Here is a 16061-nt window from a genome sequence, read left to right on the forward strand (position 1 = left end):
AGATTCGAGGTTGCTGCATGTCCGACTCATCGACGTCCCTACCGAAAATCGCCATCAGCGCCTGCCTGATGGGCGCCGAGGTCCGCTACAACGGCGGACACAAGGAATCGCGGCTGTGCAGCCGCACCCTGGCCGAGCATTTTGAATTCGTTCCCGTCTGTCCTGAAGTAGCGATCGGTCTGGGAATTCCCCGCGAGCCGATTCGACTTGTGGGCGACCCGGCCAAGCCTGAAGCGGTCGGCACCGTCAATCCGTCGATTAACGTCACCCAGCCACTGGCCGCTTACGGCGAGAAAATGGCGGGGGAACTCAGTGACATCTGCGGCTACATCTTCATGCAGCAATCGCCCTCCTGCGGTCTGGAGCGCGTGAAGGTCTACCACGCCAACGGTGCACCGGTGAATGGTGGCGGGCGTGGCATTTACGCCGAGGCGTTCTGTGCGCAGCATCCGGATCTGCCGGTGGAGGAAGCCGGGCGCCTGAACGATCCGGTGCTGCGGGAAAACTTCATCACCCGCGTGCTCGCCTACCGCGAATGGCAGCAGGTGCTCGAGCAGGGCTTGAGCCGCCGTGCACTGACCGAATTTCACTCGCGCTACAAATACCTGCTGATGGCCCACAACCCGGTGCAATACAAGACGCTGGGCAATCTGCTGGGCAACATGGGCCAGACAGCGCCGGACGAGCTCGGCCCGCGCTATTTCAGCGAACTGATGGCGGCGCTGAAAAAATGCGCCACCCGCCGCACCCACAGCAATGTCCTGCAGCACATCAGTGGCTACCTGAAACAGGTCATCACCCCCGAAGACAAACAGGAAGTGCAACACATCATCGGCCAGTACCGGCACGGCATCGTGCCGCTGGTGGTGCCGCTGACGCTGCTCAAGCATCACTTTCGCCTCCACCCGGATCCCTACATTGCGCAGCAGGTGTACCTGCAACCGCATCCGGAAAACCTCAGCCTGCGAAACGCCATTTGATGAACGACTCACCCGACACCAGCGCCCGTGAAGACCTCGGCGCCGACTTCAAGAAAGCCCTCGACGAAGGCTGGCTGCCGATCCGCGAAGTCGCGCGCCAGACCGGCGTGAATGCCGTGACCCTGCGCGCCTGGGAAAGACGCTACGGGCTGATCGTTCCGCAGCGCACACCCAAGGGTCATCGTCTGTACAGCGCCGACCATGTGCAGCGCATCCAGAACATCCTCACCTGGCTCAACCGCGGCGTGGCGGTCAGCCAGGTCAAACCGCTGCTCGACACGGCACAGGCGTTAAACGAACCGGTGGAAGACGAATGGCATCCGCTGCGCCAGGCTGCTTTGCTGGCGGTCACTCACCTGAACGAGCGCAGCCTCGACGACAGCATCAACCAGGCGATGGCGTTGTATCCGCCGCGCACACTTTGCGAGCAATTGCTGCTGCCGCTGCTGAGCGATCTCGAACAGCGCTGGCAGGGCCAGTTCGGCGCGCAGATGGAGCGCGTGTTCTTTTTTGCCTGGTTACGCAGCAAATTCGGCGCACGCATCTACCATAACAACCGTCAGTTGCGCACCGCGCCGCTGCTGCTGATCAATCACTCGGATTTACCGCTGGAGCCGCACCTTTGGCTCTGCGCCTGGCTGATCAGCAGCGCCGATTGCCCGGTGCAGGTGTTCGACTGGCCGCTGCCGGCCGGAGAGCTGGCACTGGCAACCGATACCCTGCAAGCCCGTGGCGTACTGCTGTATTCCAGCAAAGCCCTGAACCTTGCGCAGCTACCGAAACTGTTGAATGGCGTCAGCTGCCCGAAACTGATTGCCGGACCCACGGTGTGCATTCACCACGCCGAGTTGTCCGCAAAGACTTCCGACTTCGCTGATCTGCTCCTGGCCGAAGATCCTCTTTCGGCGCATCGGGTACTCATTCAGCGTGGGTTGATTTAATGATTCAGACAGAGACCGACATGCAATTGATCTGGCTGCGCAGCGACCTGCGCCAACACGACAACACCGCCCTCGCGGCCGCCGCCGAGCGTGGCCCGACCGTGGCTGTGTACCTGTTGAGCCCGCTGCAATGGCAGGAACATGACGACGCGCCGTGCAAGATCGATTTCTGGCTGCGCAATTTGCGCGATTTGAGCAAAAGCCTTGGTGCCCTGAACATCCCGCTCCTGATCCGCACCGCGCCTCACTGGGATCAGGCACCCGCCGTGCTGCTGGAACTGTGCCAACAGCTGAAGATCGAGGCCGTGCACGTCAACGAGGAATACGGCATCAACGAAAGCCGTCGCGACGAGGCCGTTGCCGAGGCGTTGCAAGCCGAAGGCATCACCTTCCACAGCTACCTCGACCAATTGCTGTTCAAACCCGGCAGCGTACTGACCAAAACCGGCACTTACTTTCAGGTGTTCAGCCAGTTCCGCAAGGTCTGCTACGAGCGCCTGCACCGCTCGATGCCGTCGCTGAAACAGGCCCCGGGCAAACAGCAAGCGCTGAACATCGCCAGCGACCCCGTTCCAGAAGCCATCGAAGGGTTCCCGACACCGGTCGAATCCCTGCGCGCCCTGTGGCCCGCCGGTGAGACCGAGGCCCGGCGCCGACTCGACACGTTCGCCGATGCGCAGATCGACTACTACAAGAGCGAACGCGACTTCCCCGCCAAACCCGGCACCAGTCAGCTCTCGGCCTATCTGGCCGCCGGCGTGATATCGCCGCGCCAATGCCTGCACGCCGCCCTGCAAAGCAATCAGGGCGAATTCGAAAGCGGCAAGGTCGGGGCTGTCACCTGGATCAACGAGTTGCTGTGGCGCGAGTTCTACAAACACATCCTCGTCGGTTACCCACGGGTTTCACGCCATCGCGCATTCCGCCCGGAAACCGAGGCCCTGGCCTGGCGCGATGCGCCTGCGGATCTGGCCGCCTGGCAGGAAGCCCGCACCGGTTTGCCGATCATCGACGCGGCCATGCGCCAATTGCTGGAAACCGGCTGGATGCACAACCGCCTGCGAATGGTGGTGGCGATGTTTCTGACCAAGAACCTGCTGATCGACTGGCGCGAAGGCGAGCGTTTCTTCATGCGCCACCTGATCGACGGCGACCTGGCCGCCAACAACGGCGGCTGGCAGTGGAGCGCCTCGACCGGCACCGATTCGGCGCCGTACTTCCGGATCTTCAACCCGGTCAGTCAGTCGGAAAAATTCGACAGCGAAGGCTTGTTCATCAAGCACTGGCTTCCGGAACTGGCCGGCCTGAACAAGAAAGAAGTCCACAACCCGGCCAGTGCCGGCGGACTGTTCGGCGTGGCGGACTATCCGGCGCCGATCGTCAATCTGAGCGCATCACGGGAACGGGCGCTGACAGCGTTCAAGAACCTGCCGTCACGCGCATCTCAAGGAGTGAGCGATGAGTGAATTTCTGCGCAGTTTCGCCCAGCGGTTCGCACAGTTGAACAAAGACAATTTGCGCACCCTGGACGAACTGTACAGCGAGGACATTCATTTCACCGACCCGCTACACGAAGTGCAGGGGCTGACGAACCTGCGCGCTTACTTCAGTGAGTTGTACGCCAACGTCAACGAACTGCGCTTCGATTTCCACGGCTTCGACCAGATCAGCGACGGCGAAGGCTATCTGCGTTGGGTCATGAGCTACCGCCACCCGCGTCTGAGCGGTGGGCAACTGATACGCGTCGCGGGCTGCTCGCACCTGCTCTGGAGCGACAAGGTTTACCGCCACCGGGATTACTTCGATGCCGGAGCGCTGCTTTATGAACATTTACCCGTATTGGGCCGGGTGATCGCCTGGCTGAAAAGGAGATTGGGATGAGTCGTACAGCTCCACGGCGATATTGGCTGACCGGTGCCAGCAGTGGCATCGGTGCAGCATTGGCAGAAGAAATCCTCAAGACCGGTGCACATCTGGCGGTGAGTTCCCGTCAGGTCGCACCGCTCAAAGTGCTGTCGCAACGTTATCCGGGACAGGTACTGGTGGTGCCCGGCGATCTGACCAACAGTCAGACCGTGCGTGAAATCGGCGAACAGATCGCAGCGGACTGGGGCTCGCTGGACTCGGTGATCCTCAACGCCGGCACCTGCGAATACGTCGACGCCCGTCAATTCGACGCGTCGATCATCGAACACGTAGTACGCACCAACCTGCTCGCCAGCAGCTATTGCATCGAAGCCGCCCTGCCGTTGCTGCGCAACGGTACGGCACCGCATCTGGTGGGGATGGCCAGCTCGGTGACCTATGTGCCGTTGCCCCGCGCCGAAGCCTATGGCGCGTCGAAGGCCGGGCTGCGCTATCTGTTCGAATCCCTGCGCATTGACCTGGCGGCCGAAGGCATTGAAGTCACGGTAATCAGTCCAGGCTTCGTCGACACGCCCCTGACCGCCAAAAATGACTTCCCGATGCCGCTCAGTTGGCCTGTGGATAAAGCCGCGCGGCATATCTTCGCCAAGCTGAAGGACCGGCCGCTTGAGATCGCTTTCCCGGCGCTGTTCATCGCGGCCCTGTGGCCACTGTCGAAAATGCCCGCGCGGGTACAACTGGCGATCGGCAAGCGCATGGTGCGCAGCAACCCGCCGCTCAAGGATGCAACATGAAAATCGCCATTATCGGCAGTGGCATCGCAGGATTGACCTGCGCATACCTGCTTGCTCGCCGACATGACATCACCGTGTTCGAAGCCGACGCCCGGGTCGGCGGTCATACGCACACGGTGCCGGTCACCGTGGACGGGCGCGAGTATGCGGTGGACACCGGCTTCATCGTGTTCAACGACTGGACGTATCCGAACTTCATTCGTTTGCTCGGCCAGTTGGGCGTGGCCTTCAAGCCCACCGAGATGAGTTTTTCGGTCAACGATCCGGACACAGGCCTGGAATACAACGGCAACAACCTCAACAGCCTGTTCGCCCAACGCAGCAATCTGCTGTCCCCCGGATTCTGGGGCATGTTGCGCGACATTCTGAGATTCAATAAAGAAGCCCGGCGCGACCTTGCCGAACAGCGGATCACCGCGGACACCACACTCGACGATTACCTCAAGGCCGGCGGTTACGGCGAGCGTTTCATCCTGCACTACATCGTGCCGATGGGCGCAGCGATCTGGTCGATGCCGATGGCCGAAATGCTCAATTTTCCGTTGCAGTTCTTCGTGCGTTTTTTTGAGAACCACGGGTTGCTGTCGGTCAGCAACCGTCCGCAATGGCAGGTCATCGAGGGTGGTTCCAGCGCTTACATTGCGCCGTTGACCGCATCGTTCAAGGAGCGTATCCGCCTGAATTGCCCGGTGGGCCGGATCGATCGCGATGCGCACGGCGTGGTTATCCACAGCCCGGCCGGCATCGAACGTTTCGACAAAGTGGTGCTGGCCTGCCACAGCGACCAGGCCCTGCGACTGCTGGGAAATCCTGACGATAAAGAACGGGAAATCCTCGGCGCCCTACCCTATGCCGATAACGAAGTGGTGCTGCACACCGACACCCGCCTGCTGCCCACACGCAAACGGGCCTGGGCCAGCTGGAACTATCGCCTCGGCGGAGCCGGTCATACCCGGGCGGCCGTGACCTACGACATGAACATTCTGCAAGGCATCCAGAGCGACACCACGTTCTGCGTCAGCCTAAACCAGAGCGCTGGCATCACGCCGTCCAAAGTGCTCGCGCGCTTCACTTATGCCCACCCGCAATTCAGCCTCGCGGCGGTGACGGCACAGCAGCGCTGGGCTGAAATCGACGGCGCGCAACACACGCATTACTGCGGCGCCTATTGGGCCAACGGTTTTCATGAGGACGGCGTGGTCAGCGCCCTGCGCGTGGCCGCAGCCTTTGGAGAAAGTCTGTGAACAGCGCGCTCTACAGTGGCTGGATTGCCCATCGGCGATTCGCACCGCGCCGTCATCAATTCCGTTACCGGATCGGCATGCTGTATCTGGATCTGGCTGAACAGGAAGCGGTGCTGGGCCTGTCCCGACTGGCAGGCGCCAGCCGCTTTGCACCGTTTTCATTTCGCGAAACCGATTACCTGAAAACCTTCACCGGCCGGGGCGTGCGCCTGAGCGATGCGGTGCGCCAGCTTGTCGGCGAAGCCCTGGGCCATGCGCCGCAAGGTTCGATCTGCCTGCTGACCCAGCCACGCAGCTGGGGCCTGTCGTTCAACCCGGTGAGTTTTTTCTATTGCCACGAGGCCGACGGCCAACTGGCGGCGATTCTCTGCGAAGTCAGCAATACCCCGTGGCGCGAGCGTTTTCACTACGTGTTGCCGGCCAGAGCGCCCAGCAATCTGCAGGACTTTCACCAGCACTTTGCCGTGGCCAAGGCCTTTCATGTGTCGCCGTTCCTGCCGCCGGATCTGGAATACCGCATGAGCTTCAGCCCTGCCGCGCAGGTCCTGGGTGTGCACATGGCCGACTGGCAAGGCGAGCAAAAACTGTTCGACGCCACCCTCGACCTGCGACGTGAACCCCTTGATCGACACCACTTGCACCTGCACCTGTGGCGCTTTCCCTGGATGACCGCCAAGACCGCGCTGGCGATCTATTGGCAGGCGTTGCGCCTGTTGCTCAAGCGCACCCCGGTGTATGACCACCAACGCGCCGACGACCGTTTTCGAACCGCCACTGTACCGACCGAGGAACGCCACCATGAAATCCACTAGCGTCTCGGCCAAAGCGAGCCTGTTCAGCCCTCACGGCCTGAGCGGTTCGCTGCTGCGCCGGGGAGTACTGCGCCAGCTGGAGCAGCTCAAGCAGGGTCAACTGATCGTCATCGAGGACGGCGAGCGCCACGTCTTCGGCACGCCGGGCAGCGCGCTGGTAGGAGAAATTCAGGTGCTGGATCCGGCCGTCTGGGGCCTGGTCGCCGGCAATGGTTCGATCGGTGCGGGTGAAGCTTTCATCCATGGCTACTGGCGCTCGCCGGACCTGACGGCCGTGGTGCGGGTCTTCGTCAGCAACCTTGAAGTGCTCGACGGGATGGAAGGTGGCCTGGCCCGGCTCGGTCGCCCGCTGGTGCGCGGGCTGCACTGGCTCAACCGCAATACGCGCAAGGGCTCGCAGAAAAACATCGCCGCGCATTACGACCTCGGCAATGACCTGTTCGAGCAGTTCCTCGACCCGACCATGATGTATTCCGCCGCGCAGTTTCTCAGCCCCGACGACAGCCTGGAGCAGGCGCAACTGAACAAACTCGAGCGGATCTGTCAGAAGCTCGCGCTCAAGCCCGGCGACCATCTGCTGGAAATCGGCACCGGCTGGGGCAGCATGGCGCTTTACGCGGCGCAGCACTACGGCTGCAAAGTCACCACCACGACGCTGTCGAAGGAGCAGTTCGCCTTCACCGCAGCCCGTATCGAACGCCTCGGCTTGCAGGATCAGGTGACGCTGCTGCTCAAGGATTACCGTGATCTCACCGGCCAGTACGACAAACTGGTGTCGATCGAAATGATCGAGGCGGTCGGCCACCGCTTCCTGCCGACCTATTTCAAGCAATGCGCGCAGCTGCTCAAGAGCAACGGCCTGATGCTGCTGCAAGCGATCACCATCCGCGAACAGCGTTACGAACAGGCCCGCCGTGGCGTGGACTTCATCCAGCGCTACATTTTCCCCGGCGGTGCCCTGCCCTGCGTACAGAAAATGCTCGAAATCGTCGGCCGCGACACCGACATGAACCTGCTGCACATGGAAGACTTCGGCCTGCATTACGCCCGCACCCTGCGTCTGTGGCATGAGAACTTTCGCCATGCTCACGGCCGTCTGACCGAATTGGGCTATGACGATTACTTCCTCAGGCTGTGGGAGTTCTACCTGTGTTATTGCGAGGGTGGATTCCTAGAGCGCACCATCGGCACTGCACAGCTGGTGCTGGCCAAACCGGCGGCGATGACCGCGCCTTTGCTGGGCCGGTTCGATGCTTGAACGGTTGGCCAACGCGGTGCTATTCCAGATCGGCTGGCTGGCCTGCGTGCTCGGTGGTAACAGTCTGTGGTTGCTGCTGGCGCTGGCGGTGCTGGTGATTCATCTGTGCTGGATCAGCAGTTGGGCGCAGGAAGGCCGATTGATCCTCAGCGTGGTGATCATCGGCACGGCGGTGGACAGCGTGTTGCGCGGTTTCGGGGTTTTCGAGTTCAAGGACCTGTCACCGCTGATTCCGCTGTGGCTGATGTTGCTGTGGGCGTTGTTTGCCACGACATTGCGTCATTGCCTGCAATGGAGCGCGAGGCCGTGGTGGCTGGCCAGCCTGCTGGGGGCGGCAGGTGGCCCGCTGTCCTATGGCGCCGGCGGACGACTGGCCGGTGTGCAGTTTCCTTTCGGTGAGTTACCGACTCTGATCGGCATCGCGCTGCTGTGGGCGTTGCTGTTTCCGCTGCTGCACCAGTTGTCCCGGCGACTGGCGCGCTAAACGCCTGTCAGGCCTTTCACACGGTCATCGGCCACTGCCGTACACTGGCGCCATGAAAACCATTCCCCACCGGCAAATCGCCGAACCCGTGGTCACCTGCTCGACCTGCGCAGCCTGTTGTTGCCAGCTCGAAGTGATGCTGATCACCGACACCGGCGTACCCGAGCGTTTTATCGATACCGACGATTGGGGTGGTGAGGTGATGCTGCGTCTGGACGACGGCTGGTGCGCGGCGCTGGATCGCGACACGATGATGTGCACGATTTACGAGAAGCGTCCGCTGATCTGCCGCGAGTTCGAGATGGGCGCGCCGGAATGCATCGACGAACGTCAGGGGATTGCCACGGCGTATCGCTGAATAAAAAAAGGAGCGCCAGGCGCTCCTTTTTTATGGGGCTTACTTTCTGGGGGCTTATAGCGGCATCGTGTAATGCAATGCGTAGCTTTCGACCCCATCGTTGTCGCTGCTCAGACCGGCGTTGGAATAGTGCGTCGCACGGATTCCCACCTCATGCCCGCCATTGAAGCGCAGGCCGAAACCGATACGGTCTTCGAACTGGAAGGAGCCGCCGAGCTTGTTGTCTTCGTACTCGGTGTTGGAGAACAGCGCCACGCCGATCCCCGCCTCGACATACGGTTTGACCGACTGACCGGCAAACTCGTAAACAAACACCGGCGAGAACGACAGGCTGTTGTTGCTGGAGGTCTTGTCACCTTCCCAATAGGTATAGGCGCCGCTCCAGTAACCGGTCAGACGACCGACGTCACTTTGCAGCCAGCTCTTGTCCCAGTCGAAATTCATGCCCAGGCGATAAGTCATCGTCGAATCGCTGGTGGCACCCACTGCAAACTCGACGCCAGCAGCCTGTGCGGTAAAACTTTGCCCCATCAGTGCAGCCGCAATCGCGGCCAAGCAGAATAGTCGCTTCACGTTGAAACTTCCTTTTCCGGAACGATCGTTTGGTTTTTCTAGGTCACTCTGCGCTATAGAAATCTGCGCTTGGTCAGAAGTTCAGCTGACTTTTTAGATATTTCACATTTTTTTTACAAGTTGAATTTCTCGACTTCGCCGGCGACTTGCCCCAGCAGGGCCAGGGTCTTGCGTAAAGACGCGGGATCAGCGCTGGTCCAGAATCTGACCGGTCGGTTCGGTCCTTCGGCGAGCAGATCCCGCTCGGCGAGCAGCCGCTGCAATTGGCGGGCTACTGCCGCGCCGGTGTCGATCAGGCTGATGCTCTCGGGGATCATCGACTTGAGCATCGGCTTGAGAAACGGATAGTGGGTGCAGCCCAGAATGATCGTGTCGCAACCGTTCGCCAGTAGCGGATCGACGTAGTGCTTGAGCAATGCACGCAACTCGGGGCTGTGAAGATCGCCGCTTTCAATCCGCTCGACAAGTCCGGGGCACGGCTGCGTGATGACCCGCACATCCGTGGCAAAACGATCGAGCAGCGCTGCAAACTTCGCACTCTGCAAAGTGCCGGTAGTGGCTAGCACGCCCACCACGCCGCTGCGGGTGGCGGCGGCGGCCGGTTTGACCGCCGGCTCCATGCCGACAATCGGCCACTCGGGAAAGTCCCGGCGCAAATCAGCGACGCCGGCCACGGTCGCGGTGTTGCACGCGATCACCAGCGCCTTGGCGCCCTGCTCGCGGAAAAAACCGGCCATCACGCTGCAACGCTGGCGGATGAATTCCGGAGTTTTCTCGCCATAAGGAATATGGCCGCAATCGCCGAGGTAGAGCAGCGATTCAGTCGGCAGCAGACGCTGGATTTCCGCCAGCACCGACAATCCGCCGACGCCGGAATCGAATACGGCGATCGGCGCTTCACGCATGCTGCGAACCACAGACGCTGCAACCCGGATCGCGCTTGACCCGCAGCTCACGGAATCGCGAGCCCAGTGCATCGATCAACAGCAGACGCCCCACCAGCAGCTCGCCGAATCCCGCCAGCAACTTCAAGGCTTCCAGCGCTTGCAGGCTGCCGACCAGACCGACCAGCGGCCCGACCACACCCGCTTCGCTGCAAGTCAGTTCGGCTTCGCTGCCGTGACCGTACAGGCAGTGGTAGCACGGGCTTTCGGCGCTGCGCGGGTCGAACACCGAAAGTTGTCCTTCGAGGCGAATCGCCGCGCCGCTGACCAATGGCTTGCGCGCGGCCACGCAAGCGGCGTTGACCGCTTCGCGGGTGGAGAAATTGTCCGAGCAGTCGAGCACCAGATCCACCGACGCCACGGCTGCGGCGAGAGAATCTTCGTCCAGCGCCTGACGATGAGGAATCAGTTTGATTTCAGGGTTGATCGCGCTCAGGCGCTTGAGCGCCGAGTCGACCTTGCTCATGCCGACGCTGTCGGTGTCGTGGATGATCTGGCGTTGCAGGTTGGTCAGGTCGACCGTGTCGAAATCCGCCAGGTGCAATTCACCAACACCCGCCGCCGCCAGGTACAGCGCCACCGGCGCGCCGAGACCGCCGAGGCCGACGATCAATACCCGGCTGTCCTTGAGCTTCAACTGGCCATCGATGTCGATGTGTTGCAGCAGGATCTGCCGACTGTAGCGCAACAATTCCTGATCATTCAGCACGGCAGGCGCCCCAGGCTGATCCGTTGATGGCCGCCCAGATCGGTGCGGCTGTGGACTTCGTCGAAACCTTGCGTCAGCAGCAGATCGCGCACGGCTTCGGCTTGATCATAGCCGTGTTCGAGCATCAGCCAGCCACCGGCCTCCAGATGGGCCGGCGCCTGGGCGATGATCAGGCGCAGATCGTCGAGCCCGTCGATGCCGGCCACCAAGGCGCTTTCCGGCTCGAAGCGCACATCGCCTTCCACCAGATGCGGATCGGCCGCGCGAATGTACGGCGGGTTACTGATGATCAACTCGAAACGCTTGCCTTCGAGGGCGCTGAACCAGTGGCTGCTCAGCACCGTGGCGTTGTTCAAGTGCAGGCGCTGGCGATTGCGTTCGGCCAGGGCCACCGCTTCCAGCACGCGATCCACGGCGGTGACTTTCCACGCCGGGCGCTCGCTGGCCAGAGCCAGGGCAATCGCCCCGCTGCCGGTGCCCAGATCGAGAACTTTGGCCGGGGTCGCCGGCAGCAATTCCAGTGCGGCTTCCACCAGCAGTTCGGTGTCCGGGCGCGGGATCAGCGTGTGCGGCGCGACTTCCAGATCCAGCTTCCAGAAACCCTGCTGACCCAGAATGTAGGCGACCGGCTCGCCGCTGCGACGACGTTGCAGGTACTCGGCAAAAACCAGTGCGGCTTCGCTGGGCACGATGCGCTCGGGCCAGGTGTGGAGAAAACTGCGCGACTTGCCCAGCGCGGCGGCCAGAAGCAATTCGGCGTCCAGACGCGCGGTGGGCGAGTCCGGCAGTTCGGCGGCGCGCAACAGGCTGGCGATGATGGTCATTTACTCACCTATCGCTGCGAGCTGGTCGGCCTGGTATTCGGCCAACAACGGCTCGATCACCGCTTCGACGCCACCGGCGAGGATTTCGTCGAGGGAATACAGGGTCAGGTTGACGCGGTGGTCGGTGACCCGGCCCTGGGCAAAGTTGTAGGTACGGATGCGCTCGGAGCGGTCACCGGAACCCACCAGCAATTTACGTTCGCTGGCGATGGCGTTGGCCGCCGCCGCCGTCTGCTGGTCGTTGAGTTTGGCCGCCAGCCAGGCCATCGCCCGGGCACGGTTCTTGTGCTGGGAACGTTCTTCCTGGCACTCGACAACGGTGCCGGTCGGGATGTGGGTGATGCGGATCGCCGAGTCGGTGGTGTTGACGTGCTGACCACCGGCCCCGGAGGAGCGGTAAGTGTCGACGCGCAAATCCGCCGGGTTGATCTCGATGGCTTCGCGCTCGTCCGGCTCAGGCAATACCGCCACGGTGCAGGCCGAGGTGTGGATTCGGCCCTGGGATTCGGTGGCGGGTACACGCTGTACGCGGTGCGCGCCGGATTCGAATTTCAGCTTGCCGTAAACATTGTCGCCTTCGATGCGGGCGATGACTTCTTTATAGCCGCCGTGTTCGCCTTCGTTTTCCGAGAGTATCTCCACGCGCCAGCCACGCCGTTCGGCGTAACGCGAGTACATGCGGAACAGGTCGCCGGAGAAGATCGCCGCCTCGTCGCCACCGGTGCCGGCGCGGATTTCGAGAAACACGTTGCGCCCGTCGTTGGGATCCTTGGGCAGCAACATGCGTTGCAGGTCAGATTCCAGCGTGATCAGCAACTCCTTGGCTTCGCGGACTTCTTCCACGGCCATTTCACGCATGTCCGGGTCGCTGTCCTTGAGCAGCGCCTGCGCGCCTTCAAGATCGCTTTGTACGCCGAGCAGCTTTTTATAGCCTTGTACCACCGGCTCAAGTTCGGCGTATTCCTTGGAATAGGCGCGGAATTTGGTCTGGTCGGAAATGACTTCGCCGTCGCCGAGCAGCGCGGTCAGTTCCTCGAAACGGTCCTGGAGAATGTCCAGCTTATTGAGCAGTGACGCTTTCATTGCGGTTTTTTATCCGAAAAGCTATCCGGTGAGCCCTCGAGGGCAAAGAGTTCCTGAGCCATGGCCAGCGCATCGAGGCGGCCTTCGGCAGAAAGCTTTTTCAACTGCACGCTCGGGGCGTGCAGGAGTTTGTTGGTCAGGCCACGGGCCAGTTGCCCGAGCACGTCTTCGGCGTTGCCGCCATTGGCCAGCAGGCGCAGGGCCTTTTGCAGTTCTTCGTCGCGCAGGCGTTCGCTCTGTTGACGATAGGCCTTGAGCACGTCGACCGCCGCCAGCTCGCGCAGGCGCACCATGAAATCGTCGGCGCCGACCGAAACCATCTCTTCAGCCGCCTGCGCTGCACCCTGACGGCTCTTGAGGTTTTCGGCGACCACTTCGTGCAGATCGTCGACGCTATAGAGGTAAACGTCGTCGAGTTCGCCGACTTCTGGCTCGATGTCACGGGGAACGGCGATGTCGACCATGAAGATCGGCTTGTGCTTGCGCAACTTCAGCGCGCTTTCCACCGCGCCCTTGCCGAGGATCGGCAACTGACTGGCGGTAGAACTGATGACGATGTCGCTGCGCACCAGTTCGGCCGGGATGTCCGAGAGCAACACCGCGTGGGCACCGAACTGTTCGGCCAGCAGGCTGGCGCGCTCGAGCGTCCGGTTGGCGACCACGATGCGCTTGACCCCCAGTTCATGCAGGTGACGGGCGACCAGGGTGATGGTCTCGCCGGCGCCGATCAGCAGGGCCTGGCTGCGTTGCAAGTCGCTGAAAATCTGTTTGGCCAGGCTAACGGCGGCAAACGCCACGGACACCGGGTTCTCACCGATCGCGGTGTCGGTACGCACTTGCTTGGCGGCGTTGAAGGTCGCCTGAAACAGTCGCCCGAGCAGCGGCCCGATGGTGCCGGCCTCGCGGGCAACGGCGTAGGCCGATTTCATCTGGCCGAGAATCTGCGGTTCGCCCAGCACCAGCGAGTCGAGCCCGGAGGCGACGCGCATCATGTGACGAACTGCCGCATCATCCTCATGCACATAAGCACTCGCGCGCAGCTCATCGAGGCTTAAATGATGATAGTCGGCCAGCCAGCGCAGCACGATATCGGCCGAAAGCTGATCCTGTTCTATATACAGCTCACTGCGATTGCAGGTGGAGAGGATCGCAGCTTCGCGGCTGTCGGTGAGTCGGCAGAGCTGCTGCAAGGCCTCCACCAGCTGCTCAGGGGTAAAGGCCACGCGCTCGCGGACGTCTACTGAAGCAGTCTTGTGGTTGATACCGAGTGCAAGGAAGGCCATTCAAGGTCGCTGATGGTGACGTGAAGCCGGCAATTGTCCTACTTCGTCAGATTCAGAACAACTACCGCTGACTATTGTCCCAATTGTCGGCCCCTATAATGGCCACAATCGAGACTCGGTTATGTTTGGCCGAAGGCTTGTGTCATGATGATCCGACCGCAGGTTAGTCGTCCTCTTCCTATATGAATAGATCTTCCGCGTTGCTCCTCGCTTTTGTCTTCCTCAGCGGCTGCCAGGCCTTGGCCCCCGTTTCGCAGGACGGTGCCTCACCGGTCGAAGACACCACGCCGGCCCCTGAAAAGCCCAAGGTTTACAGCTCGTTCAGCCAGGAAACGGTGTTCAGCCTGCTGAGCGCCGAGCTCGCTGGCCAGCGCAATCGTTTCGACATTGCCCTGGACAACTACGTGACCCAGGCCATCAACACCCAGGACCCGGGCGTTTCCGAGCGTGCGTTCCGCATCGCCGAGTATCTGGGTGCCGATCAGCCGGCTCTCGATACCGCGCTGATCTGGGCGAAAAACGCCCCGGACGACCTCGAAGCGCAACGCGCCGCCGCCGTGCAACTGGCTCGCGCCGGGCGTTATGACGACTCGATGGTCTATATGGAGAAAGTCCTGCAGGGCAAAGGCGACACCCATTTCGACTTCCTCGCGCTGTCGGCCGCCGACACCGATCAGGAAACCCGCAACGGCCTGATGAAAAGCTTCGACCGCCTGTTGCAGCGTCACCCGAACAACAATCAGCTGATTTTCGGCAAGGCCCTGCTGATGCAGCAGGATGGCGACACCAAAGGTGCGCTTGCCCTGCTCGAAGACAACCCGCCGGAAGACGGCGAGATCGCCCCGATCCTGCTGCGCGCGCGCCTGCTGCAAGGGCTGAATCGCGGCGACGAAGCGCTGCCGCTGCTGCAAAAGAGCATCAAGAAGTATCCGGACGACAAGCGCCTGCGCCTGACCTACGCGCGGATGCTGGTGGAACAGGACCGGATGGACGACGCCAAGGTCGAGTTCTCCACCCTGGTTCAGCAATACCCGGAAGACGACGAACTGCGTTATTCCCTGGCGCTGGTCTGCCTGGAAGCCAAGGCCTGGGACGAGGCCAAGGGCTATCTGGAAGACCTGATCGCCCGGGAAAGCCATGTCGATTCGGCGCACCTGAACCTGGGCCGCATTGCCGAAGAACGCAACGACCCGCAAGGCGCGCTCATCGAGTACGCCCAGGTCGGCCCGGGCAACGACTATCTGCCGGCGCAGCTGCGTCAGGCCGATATTCTGATGAACAACGGCAAGACCGCCGAAGCCCAGAGCAAACTGGCCGCCGAGCGTGACGAGCAGCCGGATTACGCGATCCAGTTATACCTGATCGAAGCCGAAACCCTGTCCGCCAACAATCAGGGCGACAAGGCCTGGAAAGTCCTGCAACAAGCGTTGCAGCAATACCCGGACGATCTGAATCTGCTTTACACCCGTGCGATGCAGGCGGAAAAACGCAATGACCTGGCGCAGATGGAAAAAGACCTGCGCCTGATCATCAAGCGCGATCCGGACAACGCCATGGCCCTCAACGCCCTCGGCTACACCCTGTCCGACCGCACCACCCGCTACGCTGAAGCCAAGGCGCTGATCGAGCAGGCGCACCAGATCAACCCGGAAGACCCGGCGGTTCTCGACAGCCTCGGCTGGGTGAACTTCCGCATGGGCAATCTGGAAGACGCCGAGAAATACCTGCGTCAGGCCCTCGAGCGCTTCCCCGATCACGAAGTCGCCGCGCACCTGGGCGAAGTGCTGTGGGCCAAGGGCAAGCAGCGCGAAGCGAAACAAATCTGGGGCAAGTTCCTCAAGGACCAGCCTGACAGCACCATCCTGCGCAGCACCATCAAGCGCCTGACCGGATCCGAGACTCTTTAAC

General features: G+C 61.7%; 17 protein-coding genes. 11 read left to right on the forward strand and 6 right to left on the reverse strand.

Going from position 1 to position 16061, the window contains the following annotated elements; genetic code table 11:
- Positions 1–17 precede the first annotated feature (17 nt).
- From C1X29_RS04205 to C1X29_RS04250, 10 genes are read left to right on the forward strand one after another with little or no spacing between them, the layout of a single operon-like run.
- The gene (locus tag C1X29_RS04205) at positions 18–980 is read left to right on the forward strand and encodes a DUF523 and DUF1722 domain-containing protein (RefSeq protein WP_085745380.1); all 963 of its coding nucleotides are present in this window, start codon (positions 18–20) and stop codon (positions 978–980) included.
- The gene (locus C1X29_RS04210) at positions 980–1921 is read left to right on the forward strand and encodes a MerR family transcriptional regulator (protein ID WP_102716915.1); all 942 of its coding nucleotides are present in this window, start codon (positions 980–982) and stop codon (positions 1919–1921) included. The genes C1X29_RS04205 and C1X29_RS04210 overlap by 1 nt, the downstream gene beginning before the upstream one ends.
- 20 nt (positions 1922–1941) lie before the next feature.
- Positions 1942–3387 carry a deoxyribodipyrimidine photo-lyase gene (phrB, locus tag C1X29_RS04215; protein ID WP_102716916.1) on the forward strand — a complete coding sequence of 482 codons (1446 nt, stop codon included), beginning with the start codon at positions 1942–1944 and terminating at the stop codon, positions 3385–3387.
- Entirely contained in the window at positions 3380–3802 is a 423-nt protein-coding gene (locus tag C1X29_RS04220; RefSeq protein WP_102687536.1) for a nuclear transport factor 2 family protein, read from the forward strand. Before phrB ends, C1X29_RS04220 begins: the two co-directional genes overlap by 8 nt.
- Positions 3799–4581, forward strand: a complete 783-nt coding sequence (locus C1X29_RS04225) for an SDR family oxidoreductase (protein ID WP_102687535.1) — start codon at positions 3799–3801, stop codon at positions 4579–4581. Before C1X29_RS04220 ends, C1X29_RS04225 begins: the two co-directional genes overlap by 4 nt.
- A complete protein-coding gene (locus tag C1X29_RS04230) occupies positions 4578–5825 on the forward strand; it encodes an NAD(P)/FAD-dependent oxidoreductase (protein WP_102716917.1) in 1248 nt (415 codons plus the stop codon). Before C1X29_RS04225 ends, C1X29_RS04230 begins: the two co-directional genes overlap by 4 nt.
- Entirely contained in the window at positions 5822–6637 is an 816-nt protein-coding gene (locus tag C1X29_RS04235; RefSeq protein ID WP_102716918.1) for a DUF1365 domain-containing protein, read from the forward strand. Before C1X29_RS04230 ends, C1X29_RS04235 begins: the two co-directional genes overlap by 4 nt.
- Positions 6624–7895, forward strand: coding sequence for a cyclopropane-fatty-acyl-phospholipid synthase family protein (locus C1X29_RS04240; protein WP_085745387.1), 1272 nt, complete (start codon positions 6624–6626; stop codon positions 7893–7895). Before C1X29_RS04235 ends, C1X29_RS04240 begins: the two co-directional genes overlap by 14 nt.
- Positions 7888–8379, forward strand: coding sequence for a DUF2878 domain-containing protein (locus tag C1X29_RS04245; RefSeq protein WP_102716919.1), 492 nt, complete (start codon positions 7888–7890; stop codon positions 8377–8379). The genes C1X29_RS04240 and C1X29_RS04245 overlap by 8 nt, the downstream gene beginning before the upstream one ends.
- A 52-nt stretch (positions 8380–8431) precedes the next feature.
- The gene (locus C1X29_RS04250; RefSeq protein WP_011335918.1) at positions 8432–8737 is read left to right on the forward strand and encodes a YkgJ family cysteine cluster protein; all 306 of its coding nucleotides are present in this window, start codon (positions 8432–8434) and stop codon (positions 8735–8737) included.
- A 54-nt stretch (positions 8738–8791) separates the two neighbouring features.
- Here C1X29_RS04250 and C1X29_RS04255 read toward each other — a convergent pair whose 3' ends face one another.
- From C1X29_RS04255 to hemA, 6 genes are all read right to left on the reverse strand, one after another.
- Positions 8792–9310, reverse strand: a complete 519-nt coding sequence (locus tag C1X29_RS04255) for an acyloxyacyl hydrolase (protein ID WP_039766327.1) — start codon at positions 9308–9310, stop codon at positions 8792–8794.
- A gap of 113 nt (positions 9311–9423) precedes the next feature.
- Positions 9424–10215, reverse strand: a complete 792-nt coding sequence (gene murI, locus C1X29_RS04260) for a glutamate racemase (protein ID WP_102716920.1) — start codon at positions 10213–10215, stop codon at positions 9424–9426.
- Complete coding sequence (locus C1X29_RS04265; protein WP_102716921.1) at positions 10208–10963, reverse strand: molybdopterin-synthase adenylyltransferase MoeB; 756 nt, start codon at positions 10961–10963, stop codon at positions 10208–10210. The genes murI and C1X29_RS04265 overlap by 8 nt, the downstream gene beginning before the upstream one ends.
- Positions 10957–11787: a peptide chain release factor N(5)-glutamine methyltransferase gene (prmC, locus tag C1X29_RS04270; RefSeq protein ID WP_085745391.1), complete on the reverse strand. Its 831-nt coding sequence runs from the start codon at positions 11785–11787 to the stop codon at positions 10957–10959. The genes C1X29_RS04265 and prmC overlap by 7 nt, the downstream gene beginning before the upstream one ends.
- Positions 11788–12870: a peptide chain release factor 1 gene (gene prfA, locus C1X29_RS04275; protein WP_007951714.1), complete on the reverse strand. Its 1083-nt coding sequence runs from the start codon at positions 12868–12870 to the stop codon at positions 11788–11790.
- Entirely contained in the window at positions 12867–14153 is a 1287-nt protein-coding gene (gene hemA / locus C1X29_RS04280; RefSeq protein ID WP_007951716.1) for a glutamyl-tRNA reductase, read from the reverse strand. The genes prfA and hemA overlap by 4 nt, the downstream gene beginning before the upstream one ends.
- 182 nt (positions 14154–14335) lie before the next feature.
- Between hemA and C1X29_RS04285 the strand changes: the two genes are divergently transcribed.
- Entirely contained in the window at positions 14336–16060 is a 1725-nt protein-coding gene (locus tag C1X29_RS04285; RefSeq protein WP_085745392.1) for a tetratricopeptide repeat protein, read from the forward strand.
- The last annotated feature ends 1 nt before the right edge of the window (position 16061 follow it).

This window comes from Pseudomonas sp. GW456-12-10-14-LB2, from assembly GCF_002884345.1.
Classification (GTDB): Bacteria; Pseudomonadota; Gammaproteobacteria; order Pseudomonadales; family Pseudomonadaceae; genus Aquipseudomonas; species Aquipseudomonas paraglycinae.